Here is an 18,239-nt window from a genome sequence, read left to right as displayed (position 1 = left end):
AAACCGGTGCTGTTACCGGGATTTCGCCTGATCTGCTGCGCGCTGATCAGTTCCGCGCGACGCCGAGGAGAACCAGTAGCCAGCGGCCCGGCCTGGGTGGACCGCTTGCACGTGCCCAGAAAGCCGCGCCGAGTCCACTGGAGACGGTCGTGTTGCCGAGGCCGGCCGAAACGCCGTGGCTGGACGTTTGCGCGTCCCACGCCGTGTCGTCCGGACGATGCAGGGCACGGTCGAGCGCGGCCTTGCGGTGGACGGGTTCGCGGTCGTGATGACAATGGTCGGACGGCGACGGTTCGGCGGTGTGCGCGAGGCCGTGTCCGTGCGCTGAGTCAGTCGCGTGTTCGTGGCTCACTCCGGCCGAAGCATGGCCTTCCGCGGAGCAGAGCGCGCTCAGGACGAAGAACGACAGCACGGCAAGCACGACGGCCAACGCCGTCGATCGGACGCCACGGAGTGTCGTCGCCTGGATCCGCACGGTTACGAACATATCGCGATCGCGATACAGGAGTGAATCGCACAATCGTGTCCATTGTGGACGAATGATCACCTGTGATGCCGCGTTTTCCCTGGACGATCCACATGATGCGGCGATGTGTCCTCACGTTCGCTGTCAAACGTGAATACCCAAGTCGTATGGGGAATTACGGGCCGGTCGTGTTCCGGGTCACACGCCGAACCTACTAGTCCAGCTAGTAGACAACGCCGTGATGTTGCCGTAATTTGCGCCAAGGCATCGGGGGAGGCCTGTTCCCGACTACGGAGGTATGCGCGACGTGACGTCGCAACGACTCAAGCACGGCACGCGAGGTGCACTGGCGGCTGCGGCGGTTCTGGCGGTGGTCGGCAGCAGCTCGGGTTCGGCTGGTGCCCAGCCCGCAGCCGATCCGGTCAAGCAGTACGAGGAGCTCAGCGGGCAGGCGGAGAAGCTCAACGACGACGTCCTCAAGGCCCAGGAGAACTCGGAGGCCAAGAAAGCTGAGCTGACCAAGGCCGGCGCGGACCTGAACCAGGCCAAGCAGGCCGAGGAGCAGCTGCGTGGCCAGGTCGATGTCATCACCGAGGCGACTTTCCAGGGCGCACGGTTCAACGGGCTTTCGGCGATGCTCGTCAGCGACTCCCAGCAGGACTTCCTCAACCGCATGTCCGCACTGGAAATGCTGGCGGCAGACAACGCGGAGGCGATGGGCAAGCTGTCGGTCGCGGTGGCGCAGGCGAACGACGTTCAGCAGCGTGCCGAGAAGGCAGCCGGAGAGGCGGCAGCCGTCGCCGATGACCTCAAGAAGCGGAAGTCCGAACTGGACGGCCGGATCGTTGAGCTCCGCAAGGCGGTGAACAACCTCAGTTCGGCGCAGAAGACCGGACTCGGGTTCGGTCAGGTGAAGGACACCGGTACGTATCTGGGCCCCCCTGGTGCGGCCAACACGGCCCTTCAGGCGGCCCTGTCCAAGCGGGGCTCGCAGTACCAGTGGGGTGGTAACGGCCCGAACGCCTTCGACTGCTCCGGCCTGACGAAGTGGGCCTACGCTGCGGCTGGGGTGACACTGCCTCGAGTGGCGGTGGACCAGTACCGGGTCGGCAGGCCGGTGGCCCAGAACGAGCTCCAGCCGGGTGACCTGGTGTTCTACGACGACGGCACGGGCAATCCCGCCGCGATCCACCACGTCGCCATGTACGTGGGCGAAGGCAAGATGGTGGACGCGCCGACCGAGGGGCAGCTCGTGGACGTGCGTTCGCTCCGCGGTGACGGCCACTACATCGGCGCCCGGCGGGTCGTCGGCTGACCCGATGTCACGACACGCACAAACCGTCACGCCACACCGCTCCACACGCCTGTCGACGCACGTGTTCATCGCCGGCGTGGCCGCTGGTGCCGCGGCAGCGGCCTTTCAGCTCGACGTTGCGCCACAGAATGCGCCTGTCCAGGCGCAGGGCCAATTCTTGCTGTCGGCCAACCTGTCCGGTGTGGACGGTGTCGGTGGTGACACCGCCGGGCCGAACCTGTTGCGAGTCCGCCAGCAGCCTGACCACGACGAGGTGGAGCGGCTCAACACGAGTCTGCGTCTTACCGAACAGCGTGAGGCCGAAGCGGCCGCGCGGCGCAAGGCCGAGTACGAGGCGGAGCAAGCGCGCAGGATCAAGGTCTTCGCGCCGACACAGGGCACGATCACGTCCAACTACGGTCCCCGGTGGGGAACAACGCACTACGGTCTCGACATCGCCAACCGCATCGGCACGCCGATCAGGTCGGTCATGGACGGCGTCGTCACGGACGCGGGGCCGGCCAGCGGCTTCGGCCTGTGGGTCAGGATCGAGCACACGGACGGCACTACGGCCGTGTACGGCCACATCAACAGCTACGCCGTCCGCGAAGGTCAACGGGTGAGCGCCGGTCAGGTGATCGCCCAGGTCGGGAACCGCGGCATCTCCACCGGTCCGCACCTGCACTTCGAGATCTGGGACCAGGTCGGAAGAAAGCTCGATCCGTTGGCGTGGTTGCAACAACATGGAGTGCAGATCGCATGAGCCGCATGTGGAAGTTGGCAGTCCCGGTCCTGTTGTTCACCACTGCGTGTGCAAGCAACACCACCACACCAGCAACTCAGGACCTGCCTGCTCCGCCGGCAACTCTCGCGCACGTACACGGTCTCGGCATCGATCCCGCCGATGGAATGCTCTACGCGGCAAGTCACTTCGGTGTCTTCGCAGTGCCCACGGACAAAGCTCCCGAGCGCGTGGGTGATCGCGCGCAGGACACCATGGGCTTCGTCGTGGTGGGTGCCAACCACTTTCTCGGCAGCGGTCATCCCGATCGGCTTGAACCGGACGCCGCGCCGCACCTCGGGCTGATCGAGAGCAAGGACGCCGGCCGGACGTGGCAGACGCTCTCGTTGAAGGGTGCGGCCGACTTCCACTCGTTGGAGGTCAAGCACAACCGCGTGTACGGCTACAACAGTCAGAACGGCCAGATCATGGTCAGCGAGAACCAGCGCGACTGGGACACCCGCGGCCGTGTCGCGATGGTCGACTTCACGATCAGTCCGACTGATCCGAACGTCGTCCTCGCCGCGACGAAACAGGGAGTGCAGCGCAGCGCGGACGGCGGCGGGACGTTCGCGCCGACTGTCGGCAGCCCACACCTGACGCTCCTCGACTGGTCTGAGGGCGACGTGGTCATCGGTGTCGCGTCGGATGGAATTGTGCATGTGAGCGGTGATTCCGCCGCGACGTGGACGGCGAGAGGCCGGATCGCCGGTACGCCTGCGGCGCTCACCACCAAGGGGTCCGAGGTGTACATCGCAACGGAGTCCGCCATTCATGCTTCGACCGACAGCGGCAGCACGTTCACGATTCGTCAAGCACTGAAGTGAGCGTTGGCTGAGCGCCGGTATCAGTGCGCTGAGAGGTCGCAACTGCAGCAGGTCACTGGCCTGATCGGCCCGCTCATCTCCTGCCCAGGGGAGTCAGAGCGTCGTTGACCTCTGTTGCGCGTCGGATCGCTCCCGTCCCCACAAGGCGCTCCGCTCCGGGCACGGTGTAGGAGCGGGCCCTTGACACCCCCGGGGGGTATGGGCGTATCTTCGCCACAGCATACCCCAGCAGGGTATACAACCCGACAGGTGAGGCAAGGGAACGGTCATGAATCACGCTGGCGCACAATCGAATCTGACGAAGCTCGCCGTCTCTGCGACCCTGCACTGCCTCACCGGCTGTGCGATCGGCGAGGTGCTCGGCATGGTGATCGGCACGGCACTGGGGTGGTCGAACCTGTCGACCATCGCGCTGGCCGTTGCGCTTGCCTTCGTGTTCGGCTACGCGCTCACCATCCGACCCGTGCTCAAGTCCGGCTTGCCTCTCCGCGCCGCCATCGGCGTGGCGTTCGCCGCGGACACCGTGTCGATCGCCGTGATGGAGATCGTCGACAACGGGGTCATGCTGGCCGTGCCGGGCGCAATGGAAGCGGGTCTCGCCAGCTGGCTGTTCTGGGTCAGTCTCGCCTTCGCGCTGGCTGTGGCGTTCGTGGTGACGGTCCCGGTCAACCGCTGGCTGATCTCGCGCGGTAAGGGGCACGCGGTGGTGCACCAGTACCACGGTGGCGACCACGAGGGTCATCACCAGCACTGAGTGCCGTGGCCGCGAGCTGCTCGCGGCCACGGTCCGTCAAGATCTTCCGTTTCGCAGGGGTACGCGTTACGCGACCAGGACAGAGGTCTGTCTGCTCGATACCCCCTACCGGTGTGGAGTATATGAAATGTCCAGTGTGGATACGTCTGCCCGACGCAGGTGGTGGGCGCTCGCCCTCATCGCCGCCGCGCAGTTCATGGTCATCATGGATACCTCGATCATCGGCGTGGCATTGCCGCGCATCCAGGCGGATCTCGGCTTCTCGCAGGAGAACCTGTCCTGGGTCTTCAACGCCTACGTCGTGGCGTTCGGTGGCCTTCTGCTGCTCGGTGGCAGGCTGTCCGACCTGCTCGGCGCCCGCCGCATGTTCGCCGCCGGATGGCTGGTGCTGCTGGTGGGGTCCGTGGCCGCAGGCGCCGCGGGCGAGATCTGGGTGGAACTGGCCGGACGCGCCGTGCAGGGCGCAGGAGCCGCGCTCATCGCGCCTTCCGCGCTGACCTTGCTGATGGTGCTCTTCGGCAGTGAGCCGAAGCAGCTCGGCAAGGCACTCGCGATCTACGGAGCCGCTGCTCCGGCCGGTGGCACGGCCGGTGTGTTCCTCGGCGGCGTGATCACCGAGTACCTGAGCTGGCCGTGGGTCTTCTACGTCAACGTGCCGATCGCGGTGATCGCACTGATCGCCATCCCGGCCCTGATGCCGGCGGGTGCAGCTCAACGGGGTTCCACCGACCTGCTCGGCGCGATCACCGTGACAGCCGGCCTCGCGGTGGCCGTCTACGCGATCGTGCGGGCTCCCGAAGCGGGATGGGCCTCCACCGAGACGCTCGTCGGCTTGATCGTCGCCGTGGTGCTGCTGGGCGCGTTCCTGCTCATCCAGGCCAAGCGGAAGGCTCCGCTCGTGCGGCTCGGCATATTCCGCACGCCCCAGCTCGGTGCGGCGAACATCGCGCAGCTCCTGCTCGGTGGCGCGTGGATCCCGATGTGGTTCTTCCTCAACCTCTACCTGCAGCAGGTGCTGGGCCTCGGTGCCTTCGCCAGCGGCTCGGCACTGCTCCCGATGACCACCGCGATCATGCTGCTGATGGTCGTTGTCGCCCCTCGCCTCGCCGCGCGGTTCGGCACCAAGGCCATGGTGGTCTCCGGGCTCGTCGTACTCGCCGCCGGTCTCGGCTGGCTGGCGCTGGTGCGTCCGGACGGCAGCTACTGGGTGGACGTGCTGCCCGCGTCGCTGGTGGCCGCGACCGGCATGGCGCTGGCGTTCATCCCGTCGCTGGGCACGGCCATCTCGAGCGCTCGCCGGGAGGAGGGCGGCCTTGCGTCGGGCATCGTCAACACCAGCTACCAGGTCGGGTCCGCACTCGGACTGGCGGCGATGACCGCTCTGGCGGCCTCGTACGGCGCCGGTCAGCTGGGTGACGTCAACGCGCTGACCACCGGCGTGTCCTCCGCGTTCATCGGTGCCGCCGGCATCGCGATCGTGGGCGCGCTCATCGCGGCTGGAACGTTGCGAGGCAGCCGTGCAGCCGCCCCGGACGCCGAGCGCGAGCCGGCCAACGCCTGATCCCTCAGCCCGGTTGCCGCCCGCCCCACCAAGGCGGGCGGCAACCCATCCGCTTCAGGAGTTCCCCATGCGACGAATCCCCGCGCTCGACCCAGCGGACGCCCCGGACAAGTCTCGCGAGCTGCTCACCGAGATCATCACTCGACGTGGTTCGGTCGGCGACATGGTGAGCACCATGGCCCACTCACCCGCACTGCTGCAGGGCTACCTGGACTTCTCGCGAGCTCTCAAGCGCGTCAAGCTGCCCCGCGCCCTCAGTGAGAAGATCTCCCTCGCCGCGCAGGAGTGGATCGGCTGCGACACCTGCCTGGCAGCGCACACCGACGCTGCTCGTGCGAACGGGGTCAGCGACAGCGACATTGTCCTCGCCCGCCAGGGCACCGCTGTCGATCCACGCGAGGCGGCACTGATCGCCTTCGCGGTGCGCGTTCTCGCCGAGCCGTCCGGAATCTCAGACGACGATGTCGCGGGGCTGCGGGCACACGGTTGGAGCGACCGAGTCATCGCCGATGTGGTCGGGGTGGTGGCTCTCAACCTGCTCACCGGCGCGTTCAACCTCGTCGCAGGCATCGAACCGTTGATCACCAGGCCATGATTCTCTTCCCTCGCAACCACGCCAGAGGGTCGGCCTTGCGGCCACTGCTGTCCCAGATCTCGAAGTGAAGGGACCCGCAGTCACCCGCTGTCCCCGCGCGTACCGAACAACTGTTGATGTGCCCGGAGATCGCCGTTGTCCGGCCGGGGTCCACGACCTTCACCCACAACCCGAAACCGCCGGCCGTCCCCCTTCCGCGTGGATTACGTCCACGGCGGCCACCGTCACGCGGTCCACGAGGACCACTACGACGAGCTCTGATCGGCCGTTGAACGCGCACCGTTGCAGCGTGGCATCGACCTGATCGTCAGCCGCAGCGCGAGCGGGCTGCGTGCACTCGGCGCAGATTCCGGTGATGGTCACGCGGACGAGCACGTCGGTGAAGCCCCAGCGCCACCTCGGGCACCCACGCTGGCAGTGGCGACGAGTGAGCCGGAATCTCGATCGTTGCATGGCACGCCGAGCAGACGGGGTGGTGGTGCGGTCGGCTGGAGCAGCGGCGGTACGACCGCTGGATGTGCTCGCCGACCATCACGTCGACGAGATCCCGCTTCACGAGGTCCCGGAGCACGCCGTACACAGTGGACATCCCTATCGGGCTTCCGAGGCGGTGGACCCGCCTATGCAGTTCGTGTGCCGTGATGAACGCGCCTTCGTGTCCGAGGACGCCAATATGAACCGCGTGTTGCTGCACTGCTGGTCCTGGTCCATCTGAGGAACTCCGTGGCTGGCGAACGGGGAAGCCGTGGCGCCACCGGGGGAGCAGGTGGCGCCACGATGTGTGGTCAGGGTTGGACGGCGACGGTGTAGGACTTCTGTCCCGTGGAGACGGCGGCGCCGGACCTCGTGGTCGCGGTGACCTCGAAGGCCGGCATGTAGGTGCCGGCCGCCTCGAACGCCCAGTTCGCGCGGGAGTGGCTGTTCACGGTGACGGCGCGGCGATCCGCACCTGGGACGGTGTGGTGCTCCGTCGGTTAGGACTGGGGTCCCAAGTGGGTCAGCACGAGAGTTGCATATGACAATCACGTTCAATAGAGCCCGAATGGCCGCCGAAGTGCTGCCCTGTTCGGTTGTTGGAAATGATTGTCGTCACGGTTAGGTTCGCTATGCCCAGCTGGTTGGCGGGTTGTCTGGAGGAATGCCACGCAGGTCCGTGCGCTCCCGCGCGCGATCGGGGCGGTGCTCGCCGTACTGCTGGCCGGCTGCGGCACCGCCGTCGACGGCGACTCGGACGGCGTGACGGTGGTGAAGGCGGAATGAGAACTGATCTCTCGCGGAAGGGCAATCGATGGAGATCGATCACGTGGTGCTGGCCGCCCGGACGAAGGCCGAGGCCGAGGAGGTGCTCAGCCGCACCGGACTGGGTATCGCTCGCGGCCGAATCATTCCGGGCTTCGGGCTGTCCAACCTCGTCGTACCGCTGAGGCAGGGCCTGCTGGAGATTCACTACCCGAACGGTGAGCCTCCCGCGCCGGGATCCCCGCCGCTGCTCGACTTCGACAAGGAGGCTCTCGCCGCGCACCCATCGGCGCCCTTGGTCCCGATGGCGTGGCTGGTGTTGATGGAGGACGAGCGGCGCCTGCGCGAGCTCACCGCCGCGAACGACATGTCCGTGCTCGAGGTGCCGGCGGAGGGCCCCGGTTTCCCGCCGTACACACTCGCGGGATTCGGTGCGAACTTCGATCGGCGATGGTTGCCGTGCCTCATCCACTGGCCTGAAGGCCCGCCCGCACTCAGTGCCGCACACCGGCACGAACCCGTTGGTATCACTCGCATTGATGTGGCAGGTCCGGCTGACGACATTCGACGCTGGTGCGGAGGAGCGCCCCGTGGTCTGAACGCCGTGCCCGGTACCGCGGGCCCGCTGCGGGTCGAGATCGGCTTTGTCGATGGAACGGCCCTCACCCTGGGGCTCGCGACCGGCCACTAGGCAGCAATCACCGAGGTCCTTCCGCGCTTTCAGCGGTAGGGCCTCACCCATTCGGGGTGCAAATACCGCGGCGTGTGGTGTATTTCCGCGTGTCACCCGCCCTCTTCGAGTTATCCGCACGAAGGGGGCCCACGATGGCTGGACCGGTCAGACGCAACATCGCCCACCTCACACCCGCCGAGCGACAGGCGTTCATCGACGCCCTGTTGCAGGCCGACCTGCACACCTTTCCCGGCGGTGTGTCCTACTGGGACAAGCAGGACGAGATCCACCAGTCGACCCACAACCACGGCGGCAACTCCTTCCTGCCGTGGCACCGCGAACTCTGCAACCGCTTCGAAGCCCTGCTCCAGCAGTCGAACCCGGACGTGGCTCTGCACTACTGGGACTGGACCGAGGACCCGCGCGCCGCGTCCGACGGCCAGGGCGGCACCGTCGACCTCTCCTCGAACACCCTGTTCGGCACGATGAACGGAATGGTCGACGGACCGCTTGCCGCACTGCACAACGGCGGCGTGCTCGCAGGCAGCCGCGAACAGACCGGCAGCCCCGCCGATCCGCCGCAGTCAGTCGAACGGGACGCCGGTGGGGCGACGGGCATCGCCTCCGACGCCTCGATCATCGGCAGCGCCGACGGGTTTGCCCAAGCGCAGCAGTGGAACGCGTTCCGGACCGAGCTGGAGGCCTGGCACGGAAGCGCGCACGGCTACATCGGTGGCGACATCGGTGGCCAGCACCAGGCGTTCGAGGACCCGTTCGTGTTCCTGTTGCACAGCAACGTCGACCGGCTTTTCGCCATGTGGCAGGCGCAGGCGGGCCAGGACTGGCGGCTCGACCCCGACCAGGTCTACGGCGACCAGTCGAACACCACCGGACCCGAGAGCATCCTGGACCCCCTGCAGCCGTGGAACGGCACCGTCCAGTTCGGCTCACCGATCGACCCGTGGGTCGGCGCGTCACCCAGCATCGAGAGCAAGAACTGCCGCCACCCGTCCGTGGTGCGCCCGCCGTGCTACGACACCCTGCCGTTGACCGTGGAGCAGGTCTCGCCGGCCGTCGGTGACCCGATCCGGTTCCTGGACGTGATCGAGCACCTGCCGACGGCGCGCGCGTTGCGGCTGCGGGTGCGCGGCTGCACCGAGGTGACCGCCACCGCCTCGGTGACCGCTCCGTTCACCGTCTTGTCCGCGTCGGTCACTTCACCGCACCCGGACGGCTTCGAGGCCAATGACCTGCTGGTCTGGGTGCTCTACACGCCGGGCGCCGCGGGCTCGTCGGATTCCGGGACGTTGACGGTCACCGTCACCGAGACCGGTGATGTGTTCACGGTCCCGGTGACCGCCACGGTGGTGGGGAACCCGACTGTCGCGACCTCGCTGGTCCTGGACCGCTCCGGCAGCATGAGCGCCGCTTCCGGTCTGCTGGGCAAGACCCGCATGGACGTGCTGCACGACAGCGCGCCGCTGTTCGTCACGCTGCTCGACGACACCGACGCCATCGGCGTCGTTCGCTTCGACACCGACGCCGCCGAAGCCGCACCGGTCGCAGACGCCGGCCCCATGATCGGCGGAGGCGGCCGTCTCGCGGCCTCCACCGCGATCACCGGGACGCTCACCAACCCAGGCGGGCTCACCGCCATCGGTGACGGCCTGGAGAGCGCCGCCGCCCAGCTCGCACCGATCACCATGGACTACGACCACACCGCCACCGTGGTGTTCACCGACGGCCACGAAACAGCTGACAAGACCATCGCCGCCGCCGCGTCCTCCGTGCACAGCCGCGTCTTCGCCATCGGCCTCGGCACCGCCGACCAGCTGAACCCCGGCGCCCTGTCCGACATCGCCAACGGCACCGGTGGCTACCTCCTGCTCACCGGCAACCCCGGCGTGGACGACCAACTCCTGCTGCAGAAGTACTTCGCCCAGGTGCTGGCCGGAGCGACGAACGCCGCCATCGTGGTCGACCCGGACGGCTTCGTACCGGTCGGCGGCAAGGTCGTCGTCCCGTTCCTGCTCACCGCCGCCGACATCCGCGCCGACGTGCTGGTGCTCGGTGAGACGGCGCGGGCACTGCGCGTCGAGCTCATCGCACCGGACGGCTCCACCGCGAGCCCTGTGGAGGTCGTCGGCGAGGCCTACCGCGTACTGCGTGTGGCAGGCCAGGCGGGGGAGTGGCAGGCGGTGTTGTCCGTGGACGACCGCGCACTCGGCAACTGGATCACCGAACTGCGCAAGCGCCTCGCCGACCGCAAACGTGGCGGGCAGTTGTTCGAGCGGATCGTGACGGCGATCAAGGCGCACGGCGTGCCGTTCACGCTGACCGTCCAGGCCCGCAGCGCGCTGCGGCTCGGCGTGGCGCTGAGCCAGGGGTCGCGGCTGCCTGGCGCTCCAGCACAGCTGACGGCGACGTTGACGGACAGCGGGATTCCGTTGTCCTCCGCGACCGTGAGCGCAGTGGTGACCGGCCCCAGCGGAGGTCAGGCGGTCGTGCCACTGTCCGAACAGGAGCCCGGGGTGTTCGCTGTCTCGGTTCCCACCGCCGAGTCCGGGGTGTATCGCGTGCTGGTCCGTGCGAGCGGTGCGGATCTGCGGGGCACGGCGTTCACCCGCGAGGAGCTCCGGACTTTCGCCGTCTGGGCGCGAGGTGACGAAGCGCCTCCGCTGGTGATCGACCCCCGACCCCGACCTGACCGTGATCTGGACGGCTGCGCGTTCCTGCTTTGCCTGCTGGAGAACGACGGCGTGCGACGGCTCCTGGAACGGAACAAGATCGATCCTGACCGCGTCGCCGCCTGCGTCAAGTCCGCTTGTCGCTAGGTGACAGCGTTGCTGATCCTTCGAGCAACACCCCGAACAGGCCAGCGTGCTCGACGACACGGTCGAGCACGTCGGCATAGCTGATCTCGTAGTTGACGACGCCGAGCCAGTCGCCAGAAGTGATCAGCGCCGTCGGTGTCGCACGCCAGGCAACTGACGCGAGCCTCACCGTCGTGCACGACTGTACGGAACTCAGAGCGGCCGAGAGAGTGCCGATGGGATCGGTCGTCGAACTCTCCGGAGGCCCCCTTCACAGTCCGAAAGCGTTGCCCTCGATAAGGATCAGCAGGCCGATGCCGATCAGCACGACGGGGAGCAGGATGTGGCCCCAACGGGACAAGGCGCGGGCGATGATCGGGCGGGTGGCGAAGAACCTGCCGAGGGCGCACCACACGGCGACCAGCGCGAGGAACACGACGGCGAACACGATCAGCCCACCTGACCCGGCGGTGGTGAAGACCGACACGTAGACACCGATGTTGTCGCCGCCGTTGGCGAAGGTCACCGCGGCGACAGCGAATACGCTCGGGCCGTTGCCGGTGGCTACGACGGGTTCGTCGTCGGCTGTGTCGTGGCGCTCGCGCCAAGCGCTCCACGCCGCACGGACACCAAGTAGCAGCGGCAACAGACCGAGGTAGGGGATCGCCGCTGCGGGCAGCAACCCAGCGCCGAGCGAGCCGACGATCGAGACGACCAGGAGCGCACCGAAACCCAGGTACTGCCCGACCACAACCCGCACGGCGCCGCCCCGGTGTCCCGCGGTCTGCCCGAAGAACAACGCCAAGATCACGATGTCGTCGACGTTGGTGGCCGCGAACATCCCCACGGCCTAGCCGATCAGCCCTAGATCCACCCCGGTCCTTCCCTCGCTACCGCCGTCCGCGGCGACTCTACGGCCAGGCAGGAACGGGCGATCGCAGTGATCAGTCGTGTCTCTAGCCAGCCCATATGCGGATCACTTCGCTCATCTCGTCGGCCGTGTCGGACTGCACGAAGTGACCCGCTCCCCTGACGATGACCGTGATGTGGTCCGGAAACTTCGCCTCCAGGTGCCGAGGCGCTGAGCCGGTTCGACCGTCCCGTGCCGCTGCCGTGGGCGAGGCAGAACTTCTTCCTGGTCGCCCACGCTGACCGCCTCGCAGGCAAGCTGCCGAACGCCATGCTGCGGATCATCGAGGACTCGGACCATTCGTGACCGAGGACCAGCCCCGTCAACTCATTGTGCTAATGGAGGAGTTCTTGCGGCAACGGAACGCCGCGAGGTGCTTTGATGCTGCGATGACGGTCGCCGCGTTCGTGATCTCGTGCTTCGGCCTGCTCGTCGCGTGTCTCGCCGCTTGGTACGGCCGCGGTCAGAAACGCGCGGCGGAGCAGTCCGCAGCCGAGGCCAAACGCTCCGCCGATGCGGCTGTGGCACTAGCCGAGGTCGAGGCTGCTCGTCGCGCGGACGAGGTGGCGGAATCCGAGCGCCAGCGCGTGCGCTTCGTGCTGGAACACTATGACGGCGACACGTATGTGCTCCGGAACGTCGGGACGGACAGTGCCCACGGCGTGCACATCGACACGGGCGGAATGGGCGACCAGGACGAGGTTGTCGACTTCGACGAGTTCGAAGCCGACAGCGAGCACAGGCTCTTCCTGGCCAGCACGTTCGATGCCGATCAGGCCGACCACGTTGTGGTGACGTGGCACCACGCCGAGGACCGCTCTGACAAACCGCGCTCGGCGAAGCTGCTAGGCCCGTAGGTCACTGGTCGCTCGGCTTGCGGGCGACCAGTCGCTCCACCACGCCGAGCTTGAACCGTTGCCGCAGCTCGACTTCCAGGCCACGCTCCTGAACCAGGTGCAGCGGCCGCCGCAGAAAATGCTCTCCTGCCATCGAAATCGTGACTCGCTCCACAAGCCACTGCACACCGCGCACAAGGCGCGACGAACTGGCGACGTGATCGACGAGGATCAACCGCCCACCAGGACGCAGCACCCGCACCATCTCGTCGACGGCCGTCTCGTGATCGGGGATGGCGCACAACCCCAAGGTGCACACGACGGTGTCGAACGACGCGTCGTCGAATGGCAATGAGTGGGCAGTCCCTTGCTGGAGCGTCACTTCGCGGTCGATATCCTGTGCGCGAGATCGGGCCAGATCGAGCATCTGCTCGCTGATGTCCAGTCCGGTGATCACGACATCGTCGGTGTAGAACGGCAGGTTCAACCCGGTGCCGACCGCAACCTCGAGAACCACGCCAGTGGCGTGGGAACAGGCCCACCGGCGCGAGTCACCGAAGACCCGCCGATCCAGTACGCCGATCTCTTTGTCGTAGGTCGTGGATTTGCGGTCCCAGTACTGCTGCCAACGGGATGTCCGGTCATCGGTCTGCGCCATGGTTCGCCCCAGTTCGGTCGCTGCCACGTTCAGAGAAGCACAACCGCAGCGTCCGCCACATCAGGGACATCCCTTGGATCATGGATGAACAGGCTGCTCGTGGGCGGCGTGGCTCTTGGGCTCAAGCTGGAACGTGGAGTGCTCCACGTCGAAGTGTCCGGCCAGGCAGGTCTGGAGCTGGTCGAGCACTTGCGGTATGTGGCCGTCGTGGAAGCACTCGTCCTCGACCACGATGTGCGCCGACAGCACGGGCATGCCGGAGGTCACCGTCCACGCGTGCAGGTCGTGCACGTCCCGGACGTGCGGCACGCCCAGGATGTGTTTGCGAACCTCGTCGAGGTCGACGTTCTTGGGCGCGGCCTCCAGCAACACGTCCACCGCGGCCTTCAGCAGGTTGAACGCCCGCGGCAGGAACAGCAGTCCAATGAGGACGGCAACGATCGCATCGGCGCGGGTGAAGCCGGCGAAACGCGCGATCAACGCGGCAGCGATGACGCCAACGGAGGCAAGGGTTAGGCGCCGAGCCCGAGCAGCACGGCCGCGTTGACGGCCGCCGCCAGGATCTCAGCCCTGGCCAGGCCGAACGTGCTCCTCGCCGTGGGCGGCCTGGCGGCCAACGTGATGGTGACCAGTGCCAGCGCGACCCCGGCGGAGTCGGTTGAGCATGTGGCCGGCGTCCGCGACCAGCGCGATGCTGCCGGACAACCACGCGCCGATGACCTGCACGACCATGATGCTCGCGGTGCTCGCGAGAACACCGATCAACCGCCCGCGGTGCTGTCCCGCTGAGGTGAGGTGGCCGTGCCCGTGCCCAGTTCCCACTTCGGTTCGGCTACGACGGCCGCTGGCGAGAACGGTCGTCGTCCTCCGGGGCGGCGGCCCTGAGGTTGTCGCGCAACGCCACGTGCCGGAACTCGTACACCGCACCGGTCTGCCGCAGCACCGCCCGGTCGCAGGCGTCGTCGAGAAACGCGTGGAGGCGCCAGGGCAGCCGCCTGGTCAGCGGGAGCCAGAAGCGTCCGATCACGATCCATCGTCCCCATGCGGTTCCGCTGAGCGCGAAGACGATTGCGACGGCGCCGGCCATCTCTGCTGCGCGGCGAAGGTCGAACATGCTGTAGGTGGGCACGCTCACGGCAAGGCCGTACAACAGTGATCTGAAAATGGCGCATTTGCGATCGTCGGCGATCATCTGGGCTGGACTCGGTGCCGCCTTGGTGTTGACGGACCTGCTCAGCACCCGTGGGCGGAGAGCTGTCCCCATGTACGCCAGCGCTCCAGCGGGCCAGCACACAAGTCCGAGCGCGATGCCCCTCACCAATCCATGTTCGAGTGTGTTGGCCGCGATCAGCAACCCGAACCCGGCGCCGACGACGCCGCCGAACACCAGCGCCTCATCGAGACTGCCTTGTGTGCCCTTCGCGATCTCCTGCCGCATCGCGACTGCGAACTCCCGCATCTGGAAATGCACCTTTGCAGGGCGAGGAGCTCGCAGCACGTGCACGATGAAGATCGCCGCGCAGATGACGGTGAGGTAGGCCGCAGCGTCAGCGCGGAAGAGGGTTCCGAAGACTCCCGCGAAGATCGCCGTGTAGATGACCAGCATGGTGGCCGGGTGCACACTGCTGCTCAGCTTCCACCACGTGATCTCCGGAGTGAAGTCGCGAGCCAGGTGAGTCAGCCACTTCCTGGCCCCGCCGGGGGTGTACCGGGCGGCCGCGGACCGGCGCAGGGGAGGGTGGCTGTACGCCGCCGGAAGGAACGCCTCGAGCAGGTGCCTCTCGACCATGGCCTGTGATCGGAACATCTCACCGTCGAGCAGTTCTTTGGGGTTGGTGTCCGGGGTGTCGCTGTAGATGGTGCGGGCAAGACCGACCATCAGCGGCGTCGACAGCGCTCCGGTCAGGTTCGCTGCTGCATCGTCCTCCGGGTGATCACGCAGCTCTGCGAGTACCGCCTCCCAATCCAGCCTTCCCTCGGTGGACGGGCCCCGCTGCGCGGCCGTGCGGGGTAGGTACGCGGCAATGTCGTTCAGCCTCAGATCGGAGAGCTCGATTGCTGCCGCTCCGGTGAGCACGTCAGCAGACCGAACGGCGCCGGCGAACTCCTCGGCCCGGCTCGTCACGACCACCGCCATCTTGTTGCTGTTGAGAGCTTTCATCGCGGCGGCGAGCGCGGCGGTTGTGCAGGTAGGCGCGGGTAGAACTGGATCAAGTCGGCCCGAAACGCCGCGAGGTAGGCGTTGATGGCGAAGATCCGGCGGAAGTCGTGAGGTGTGGAGCGCAAGGGTTGGCCGGCACGGATCGGTCAACCCGGTACGCGACAGGGTGTCTTTGAGCAGGCGGTAAAGGACTTTGTGCGGCAGGCGTCGCCGTCCTCGTCAGGCCACCGCTCGTGGTGATGATCGCGTTGTGCGGTTTCGGCCGACGGTGACATGAGCGTCACTCGTTCATGGGAACCCCTGCGGGAAAGCACACGCAGAGGCGCGCCCGAACACCTCCATTCGGATGCCACGCCTGGCCGACCGCAACCTGGGCGCGTGATGTATCGGCACAAATCCGAAGTCGCGTTCTGTCGCTGTTAGCGTACGGAGAGCGACATCACGAACCTGGAGGACTCGATGAGACACCTTGTCACCGCAACGTTGGGCACGCTCGCCGCGACCGCTCTCCTGGCATCGATGAACTCGCCCGCACAGGCTGTGGCCGGCAGGGTGGCGGTGTTCTCGACCGAGGTCACGCCGATCGAGATCTACAGGAATCCCAACGGCTGCAACAAACTCCCGCTCGAGGCGCACGTGCTGGTCAACTTGACCAACGGAGACGTCGTCGTGCATGCCGACCCGTTCTGCCTGAGTCCTGGACTGGTCGTCAAGGAGGAGCACGGTTCACACGTCCCCCCTGGCAGCGGGGCGTTCTCCGTCAAGGACTGATCTCTGGTGTGACGAGTCGGGAAAGGACACGCGTGTCTGTCGATCTTGTCGTGGTCGGAGTCGGCTACGTTGGCCTGCCCCTCGCCGCCGAAGCCGTCGCCGCAGGGTTGTCGGTGGTCGGATACGACATCTCTGAGGAGGTTGTCGCCGCGGTGACCGGCGGCCGCTCGCATGTGCTCGATGTGTCAACGGCTCAGCTACGAGCCATGCGGGCCAAGGGTTTCACCGTCACCTCCGATCCGGCTGTGCTGAGCGAGGCCGAGACGATCGTGATCTGCGTGTCCACCGGACTCGACGCCGGGGGCGGACCGGATCTGTCCGCCGTGCGCTCCGCGGCCACAACTGTCGCCGAGCATCTGAAACCTGGCACGCTGGTGGTGCTGGAGTCGACCAGCTATCCGGGGACCACTGAAGAGGTCGTCCGGCCGATCCTGGAGCGGCATGGGCTGATCGCGGGTGAGGACTTCCCGCTCGCCTACTCGCCCGAGCGGATCGACCCCGGCAATCCACGGTTCGGCCTGCGCAACACACCGAAGGTCGTCAGCGGCCTCACTCCTCTGTGTGCCAAGCATTGCGCCACGTTCTACGGGAGGCTCGCCGACACGGTGGTGGTAGCGCGTGGCACCCGTGAGGCTGAGATGGCGAAGATGCTGGAGAACACTTATCGGTATGTGAACATCGCGCTGGTCAACGAGATCGCGATGTTCTGCGACAACATCGGCGTCGACGTGTGGGACGTGCTGCACTGTGCGGCGTCCAAGCCGTTCGGGTTCGCGCCGTTCGTGCCCGGCCCCGGTGTCGGCGGGCACTGCATCCCGGTCGATCCCAAGTACCTGCTGGACAAGGCCGAACGGGAAGGTACCCGGCTGGGTGTCGTGCACGCGGCGCGGCAGGTGGACGACCGGATGCCGTCCTACGTGATCGAACGCGTGACGCGGATGCTCGCTGACTACGGCAAACCCTTGCCGGGGGCGAAGATCCTGTTGCTCGGCGTCACTTACAAGGCGGACGTGCCGGACACCCGCGAGTCCGCTGCGGTGCGGATCGCGCTGGGCATGCGTGCGCTCGGTGCGATCGTGACCTATCACGATCCGGTGGCCGGTTGGGTGCCTGAGCTCGGGCCGGCCACGCCGGATCTCGGTACCGCTCTGCGGACCGCGGACGCCGTCGTGCTGCTTGTCGCTCACTGCGGCTACGACATCGGCCGGCTGGCGAGGAATGCCCGGCTGTTCTTCGACGTCACGGGACGCGTTCCTGGGGAGGAGGTTGTGCGCCTGTAAGAGCGCCTGCCGGGATGCGGCCCGGCAGGCGGACATCAGTTATTCCGAACTTCCGTGAGAAGGAGTGTTCACCAATGACCGCTGCAGTCAAGAACGACAGGCTCAAGAAGCGTTTCGCGAAATGGGATGTCAACAACAACGGCCGGATCGAGAAGTCCGACTACGAGGCCGAGGCTCGCCGGATCATCGACGCGTTCGGCGAGGACCCGGCGTCGCCGCAGGCCCGCGCGGTGGTCGACTCGTTCACGAGCATGTTCGAGTACTTGGCGACCAAGGCCGGCGTCGGACCGGACGGCTCGATGACCGAGCAGCAGTTCATCGAGGTCACCGAGGCGCAGATCTTCCAAGAGGGCGACTCTGGGTTCAACCGGGTCGTGCGCCCCACGATCGCGGCGATCGTCGGGCTGTGTGACACCGACGGCGACGGCGAGGTCAGCCCGCTGGAGTTCGGCAAGTGGCTGGACGCCATCGGTGTCGAGCCCTCTGCCATCGACAACGCGTTTCGCGCCATCGATGTCAACGGCAACGGCAAGCTGACCGTCGACGAACTCGTGCACGCCGTGCGCGACTACCACCTCGGCAAGCTGGACGTGCCGCTGCTCGGCAATTGAACCGCGTGA

Annotated in this window: 20 protein-coding genes and 1 pseudogene; 12 read left to right on the top strand and 9 right to left on the bottom strand. The window is 66.9% G+C overall.

What is annotated here, in order from left to right:
* Positions 1–46 precede the first annotated feature (46 nt).
* Complete coding sequence (locus DI276_RS10625) at positions 47–475, bottom strand: hypothetical protein (protein ID WP_157984627.1); 429 nt, start codon at positions 473–475, stop codon at positions 47–49.
* A gap of 298 nt (positions 476–773) precedes the next feature.
* Here DI276_RS10625 and DI276_RS10620 point away from each other — a divergent pair, with 298 nt between their 5' ends.
* The 6 genes from DI276_RS10620 (at position 774) to DI276_RS10595 (ending at position 6,278) form a co-directional block, all read left to right on the top strand.
* Positions 774–1,781 (top strand): NlpC/P60 family protein, encoded by a 1,008-nt coding sequence (locus tag DI276_RS10620; RefSeq protein WP_232836571.1) that lies wholly within the window; start codon positions 774–776, stop codon positions 1,779–1,781.
* A gap of 157 nt (positions 1,782–1,938) precedes the next feature.
* The gene (locus tag DI276_RS10615; RefSeq protein WP_332874634.1) at positions 1,939–2,523 is read left to right on the top strand and encodes a M23 family metallopeptidase; all 585 of its coding nucleotides are present in this window, start codon (positions 1,939–1,941) and stop codon (positions 2,521–2,523) included.
* A complete protein-coding gene (locus DI276_RS10610) occupies positions 2,520–3,368 on the top strand; it encodes a F510_1955 family glycosylhydrolase (RefSeq protein ID WP_408610520.1) in 849 nt (282 codons plus the stop codon). The genes DI276_RS10615 and DI276_RS10610 overlap by 4 nt, the downstream gene beginning before the upstream one ends.
* Before the next feature lie 268 nt (positions 3,369–3,636).
* Positions 3,637–4,122 carry a DUF4396 domain-containing protein gene (locus DI276_RS10605; protein WP_112263083.1) on the top strand — a complete coding sequence of 162 codons (486 nt, stop codon included), beginning with the start codon at positions 3,637–3,639 and terminating at the stop codon, positions 4,120–4,122.
* 127 nt (positions 4,123–4,249) lie between these two features.
* Entirely contained in the window at positions 4,250–5,683 is a 1,434-nt protein-coding gene (locus tag DI276_RS10600) for an MFS transporter (protein WP_112263082.1), read from the top strand.
* A 67-nt stretch (positions 5,684–5,750) separates the two neighbouring features.
* Positions 5,751–6,278: a carboxymuconolactone decarboxylase family protein gene (locus DI276_RS10595; RefSeq protein ID WP_112263081.1), complete on the top strand. Its 528-nt coding sequence runs from the start codon at positions 5,751–5,753 to the stop codon at positions 6,276–6,278.
* 307 nt (positions 6,279–6,585) lie between these two features.
* Here DI276_RS10595 and DI276_RS53370 read toward each other — a convergent pair whose 3' ends face one another.
* Entirely contained in the window at positions 6,586–6,972 is a 387-nt protein-coding gene (locus tag DI276_RS53370) for a transcriptional repressor (RefSeq protein WP_157984625.1), read from the bottom strand.
* 91 nt (positions 6,973–7,063) lie between these two features.
* A complete protein-coding gene (locus DI276_RS10585) occupies positions 7,064–7,204 on the bottom strand; it encodes a TIGR03769 domain-containing protein (RefSeq protein WP_112263079.1) in 141 nt (46 codons plus the stop codon).
* Positions 7,205–7,566: 362 nt separating this feature from the next.
* On the opposite strand from DI276_RS10585, the gene DI276_RS10580 reads away from it, so the two are divergent.
* Both DI276_RS10580 and DI276_RS10575 read left to right on the top strand, forming a co-directional pair.
* Positions 7,567–8,208: a VOC family protein gene (locus DI276_RS10580; RefSeq protein ID WP_112263078.1), complete on the top strand. Its 642-nt coding sequence runs from the start codon at positions 7,567–7,569 to the stop codon at positions 8,206–8,208.
* A gap of 134 nt (positions 8,209–8,342) precedes the next feature.
* Complete coding sequence (locus tag DI276_RS10575) at positions 8,343–11,024, top strand: tyrosinase family protein (protein WP_112263077.1); 2,682 nt, start codon at positions 8,343–8,345, stop codon at positions 11,022–11,024.
* Here DI276_RS10575 and DI276_RS10570 read toward each other — a convergent pair.
* Positions 11,005–11,193, bottom strand: a complete 189-nt coding sequence (locus DI276_RS10570) for a hypothetical protein (RefSeq protein ID WP_112263076.1) — start codon at positions 11,191–11,193, stop codon at positions 11,005–11,007. The two genes, DI276_RS10575 and DI276_RS10570, sit on opposite strands and share 20 nt — an antisense overlap.
* 81 nt (positions 11,194–11,274) lie before the next feature.
* Positions 11,275–11,844, bottom strand: a complete 570-nt coding sequence (locus DI276_RS10565) for a cadmium resistance transporter (RefSeq protein WP_198680551.1) — start codon at positions 11,842–11,844, stop codon at positions 11,275–11,277.
* A 458-nt stretch (positions 11,845–12,302) separates the two neighbouring features.
* Here DI276_RS10565 and DI276_RS10560 point away from each other — a divergent pair, with 458 nt between their 5' ends.
* On the top strand, positions 12,303–12,770 hold the full coding sequence (locus DI276_RS10560; protein ID WP_112263075.1) for a hypothetical protein: 468 nt from the start codon (positions 12,303–12,305) through the stop codon (positions 12,768–12,770).
* A 1-nt stretch (position 12,771) separates the two neighbouring features.
* Here DI276_RS10560 and DI276_RS10555 read toward each other — a convergent pair whose 3' ends face one another.
* The 4 genes and pseudogenes from DI276_RS10555 to DI276_RS10545 all read right to left on the bottom strand — a co-directional run bounded on the left by DI276_RS10555 (position 12,772) and on the right by DI276_RS10545 (position 15,568).
* Positions 12,772–13,407, bottom strand: a complete 636-nt coding sequence (locus tag DI276_RS10555; protein WP_112263355.1) for a class I SAM-dependent methyltransferase — start codon at positions 13,405–13,407, stop codon at positions 12,772–12,774.
* A gap of 78 nt (positions 13,408–13,485) precedes the next feature.
* Positions 13,486–13,908 (bottom strand): annotated as a pseudogene (locus tag DI276_RS51915) (cation diffusion facilitator family transporter); the annotation flags it as partial.
* Between the two features lie 11 nt (positions 13,909–13,919).
* Positions 13,920–14,165 carry a cation transporter gene (locus tag DI276_RS53365; RefSeq protein ID WP_408610519.1) on the bottom strand — a complete coding sequence of 82 codons (246 nt, stop codon included), beginning with the start codon at positions 14,163–14,165 and terminating at the stop codon, positions 13,920–13,922.
* A 74-nt stretch (positions 14,166–14,239) separates the two neighbouring features.
* Positions 14,240–15,568, bottom strand: coding sequence for a hypothetical protein (locus tag DI276_RS10545; RefSeq protein ID WP_157984624.1), 1,329 nt, complete (start codon positions 15,566–15,568; stop codon positions 14,240–14,242).
* Between the two features lie 459 nt (positions 15,569–16,027).
* Here DI276_RS10545 and DI276_RS10540 point away from each other — a divergent pair, with 459 nt between their 5' ends.
* The 3 genes from DI276_RS10540 to DI276_RS10530 all read left to right on the top strand — a co-directional run bounded on the left by DI276_RS10540 (position 16,028) and on the right by DI276_RS10530 (position 18,230).
* Positions 16,028–16,339 (top strand): hypothetical protein, encoded by a 312-nt coding sequence (locus DI276_RS10540; RefSeq protein ID WP_112263073.1) that lies wholly within the window; start codon positions 16,028–16,030, stop codon positions 16,337–16,339.
* A gap of 32 nt (positions 16,340–16,371) precedes the next feature.
* On the top strand, positions 16,372–17,619 hold the full coding sequence (locus tag DI276_RS10535) for a nucleotide sugar dehydrogenase (protein WP_112263072.1): 1,248 nt from the start codon (positions 16,372–16,374) through the stop codon (positions 17,617–17,619).
* A 74-nt stretch (positions 17,620–17,693) separates the two neighbouring features.
* Positions 17,694–18,230, top strand: a complete 537-nt coding sequence (locus DI276_RS10530) for an EF-hand domain-containing protein (protein WP_112263071.1) — start codon at positions 17,694–17,696, stop codon at positions 18,228–18,230.
* Positions 18,231–18,239: the final 9 nt, after the last annotated feature.

The sequence above is a fragment of the Lentzea terrae genome, from assembly GCF_003265345.1.
Taxonomy (GTDB): Bacteria; Actinomycetota; Actinomycetes; order Mycobacteriales; family Pseudonocardiaceae; genus Lentzea; species Lentzea terrae.
This window is presented reverse-complemented; position numbering and strand designations above follow the sequence as displayed.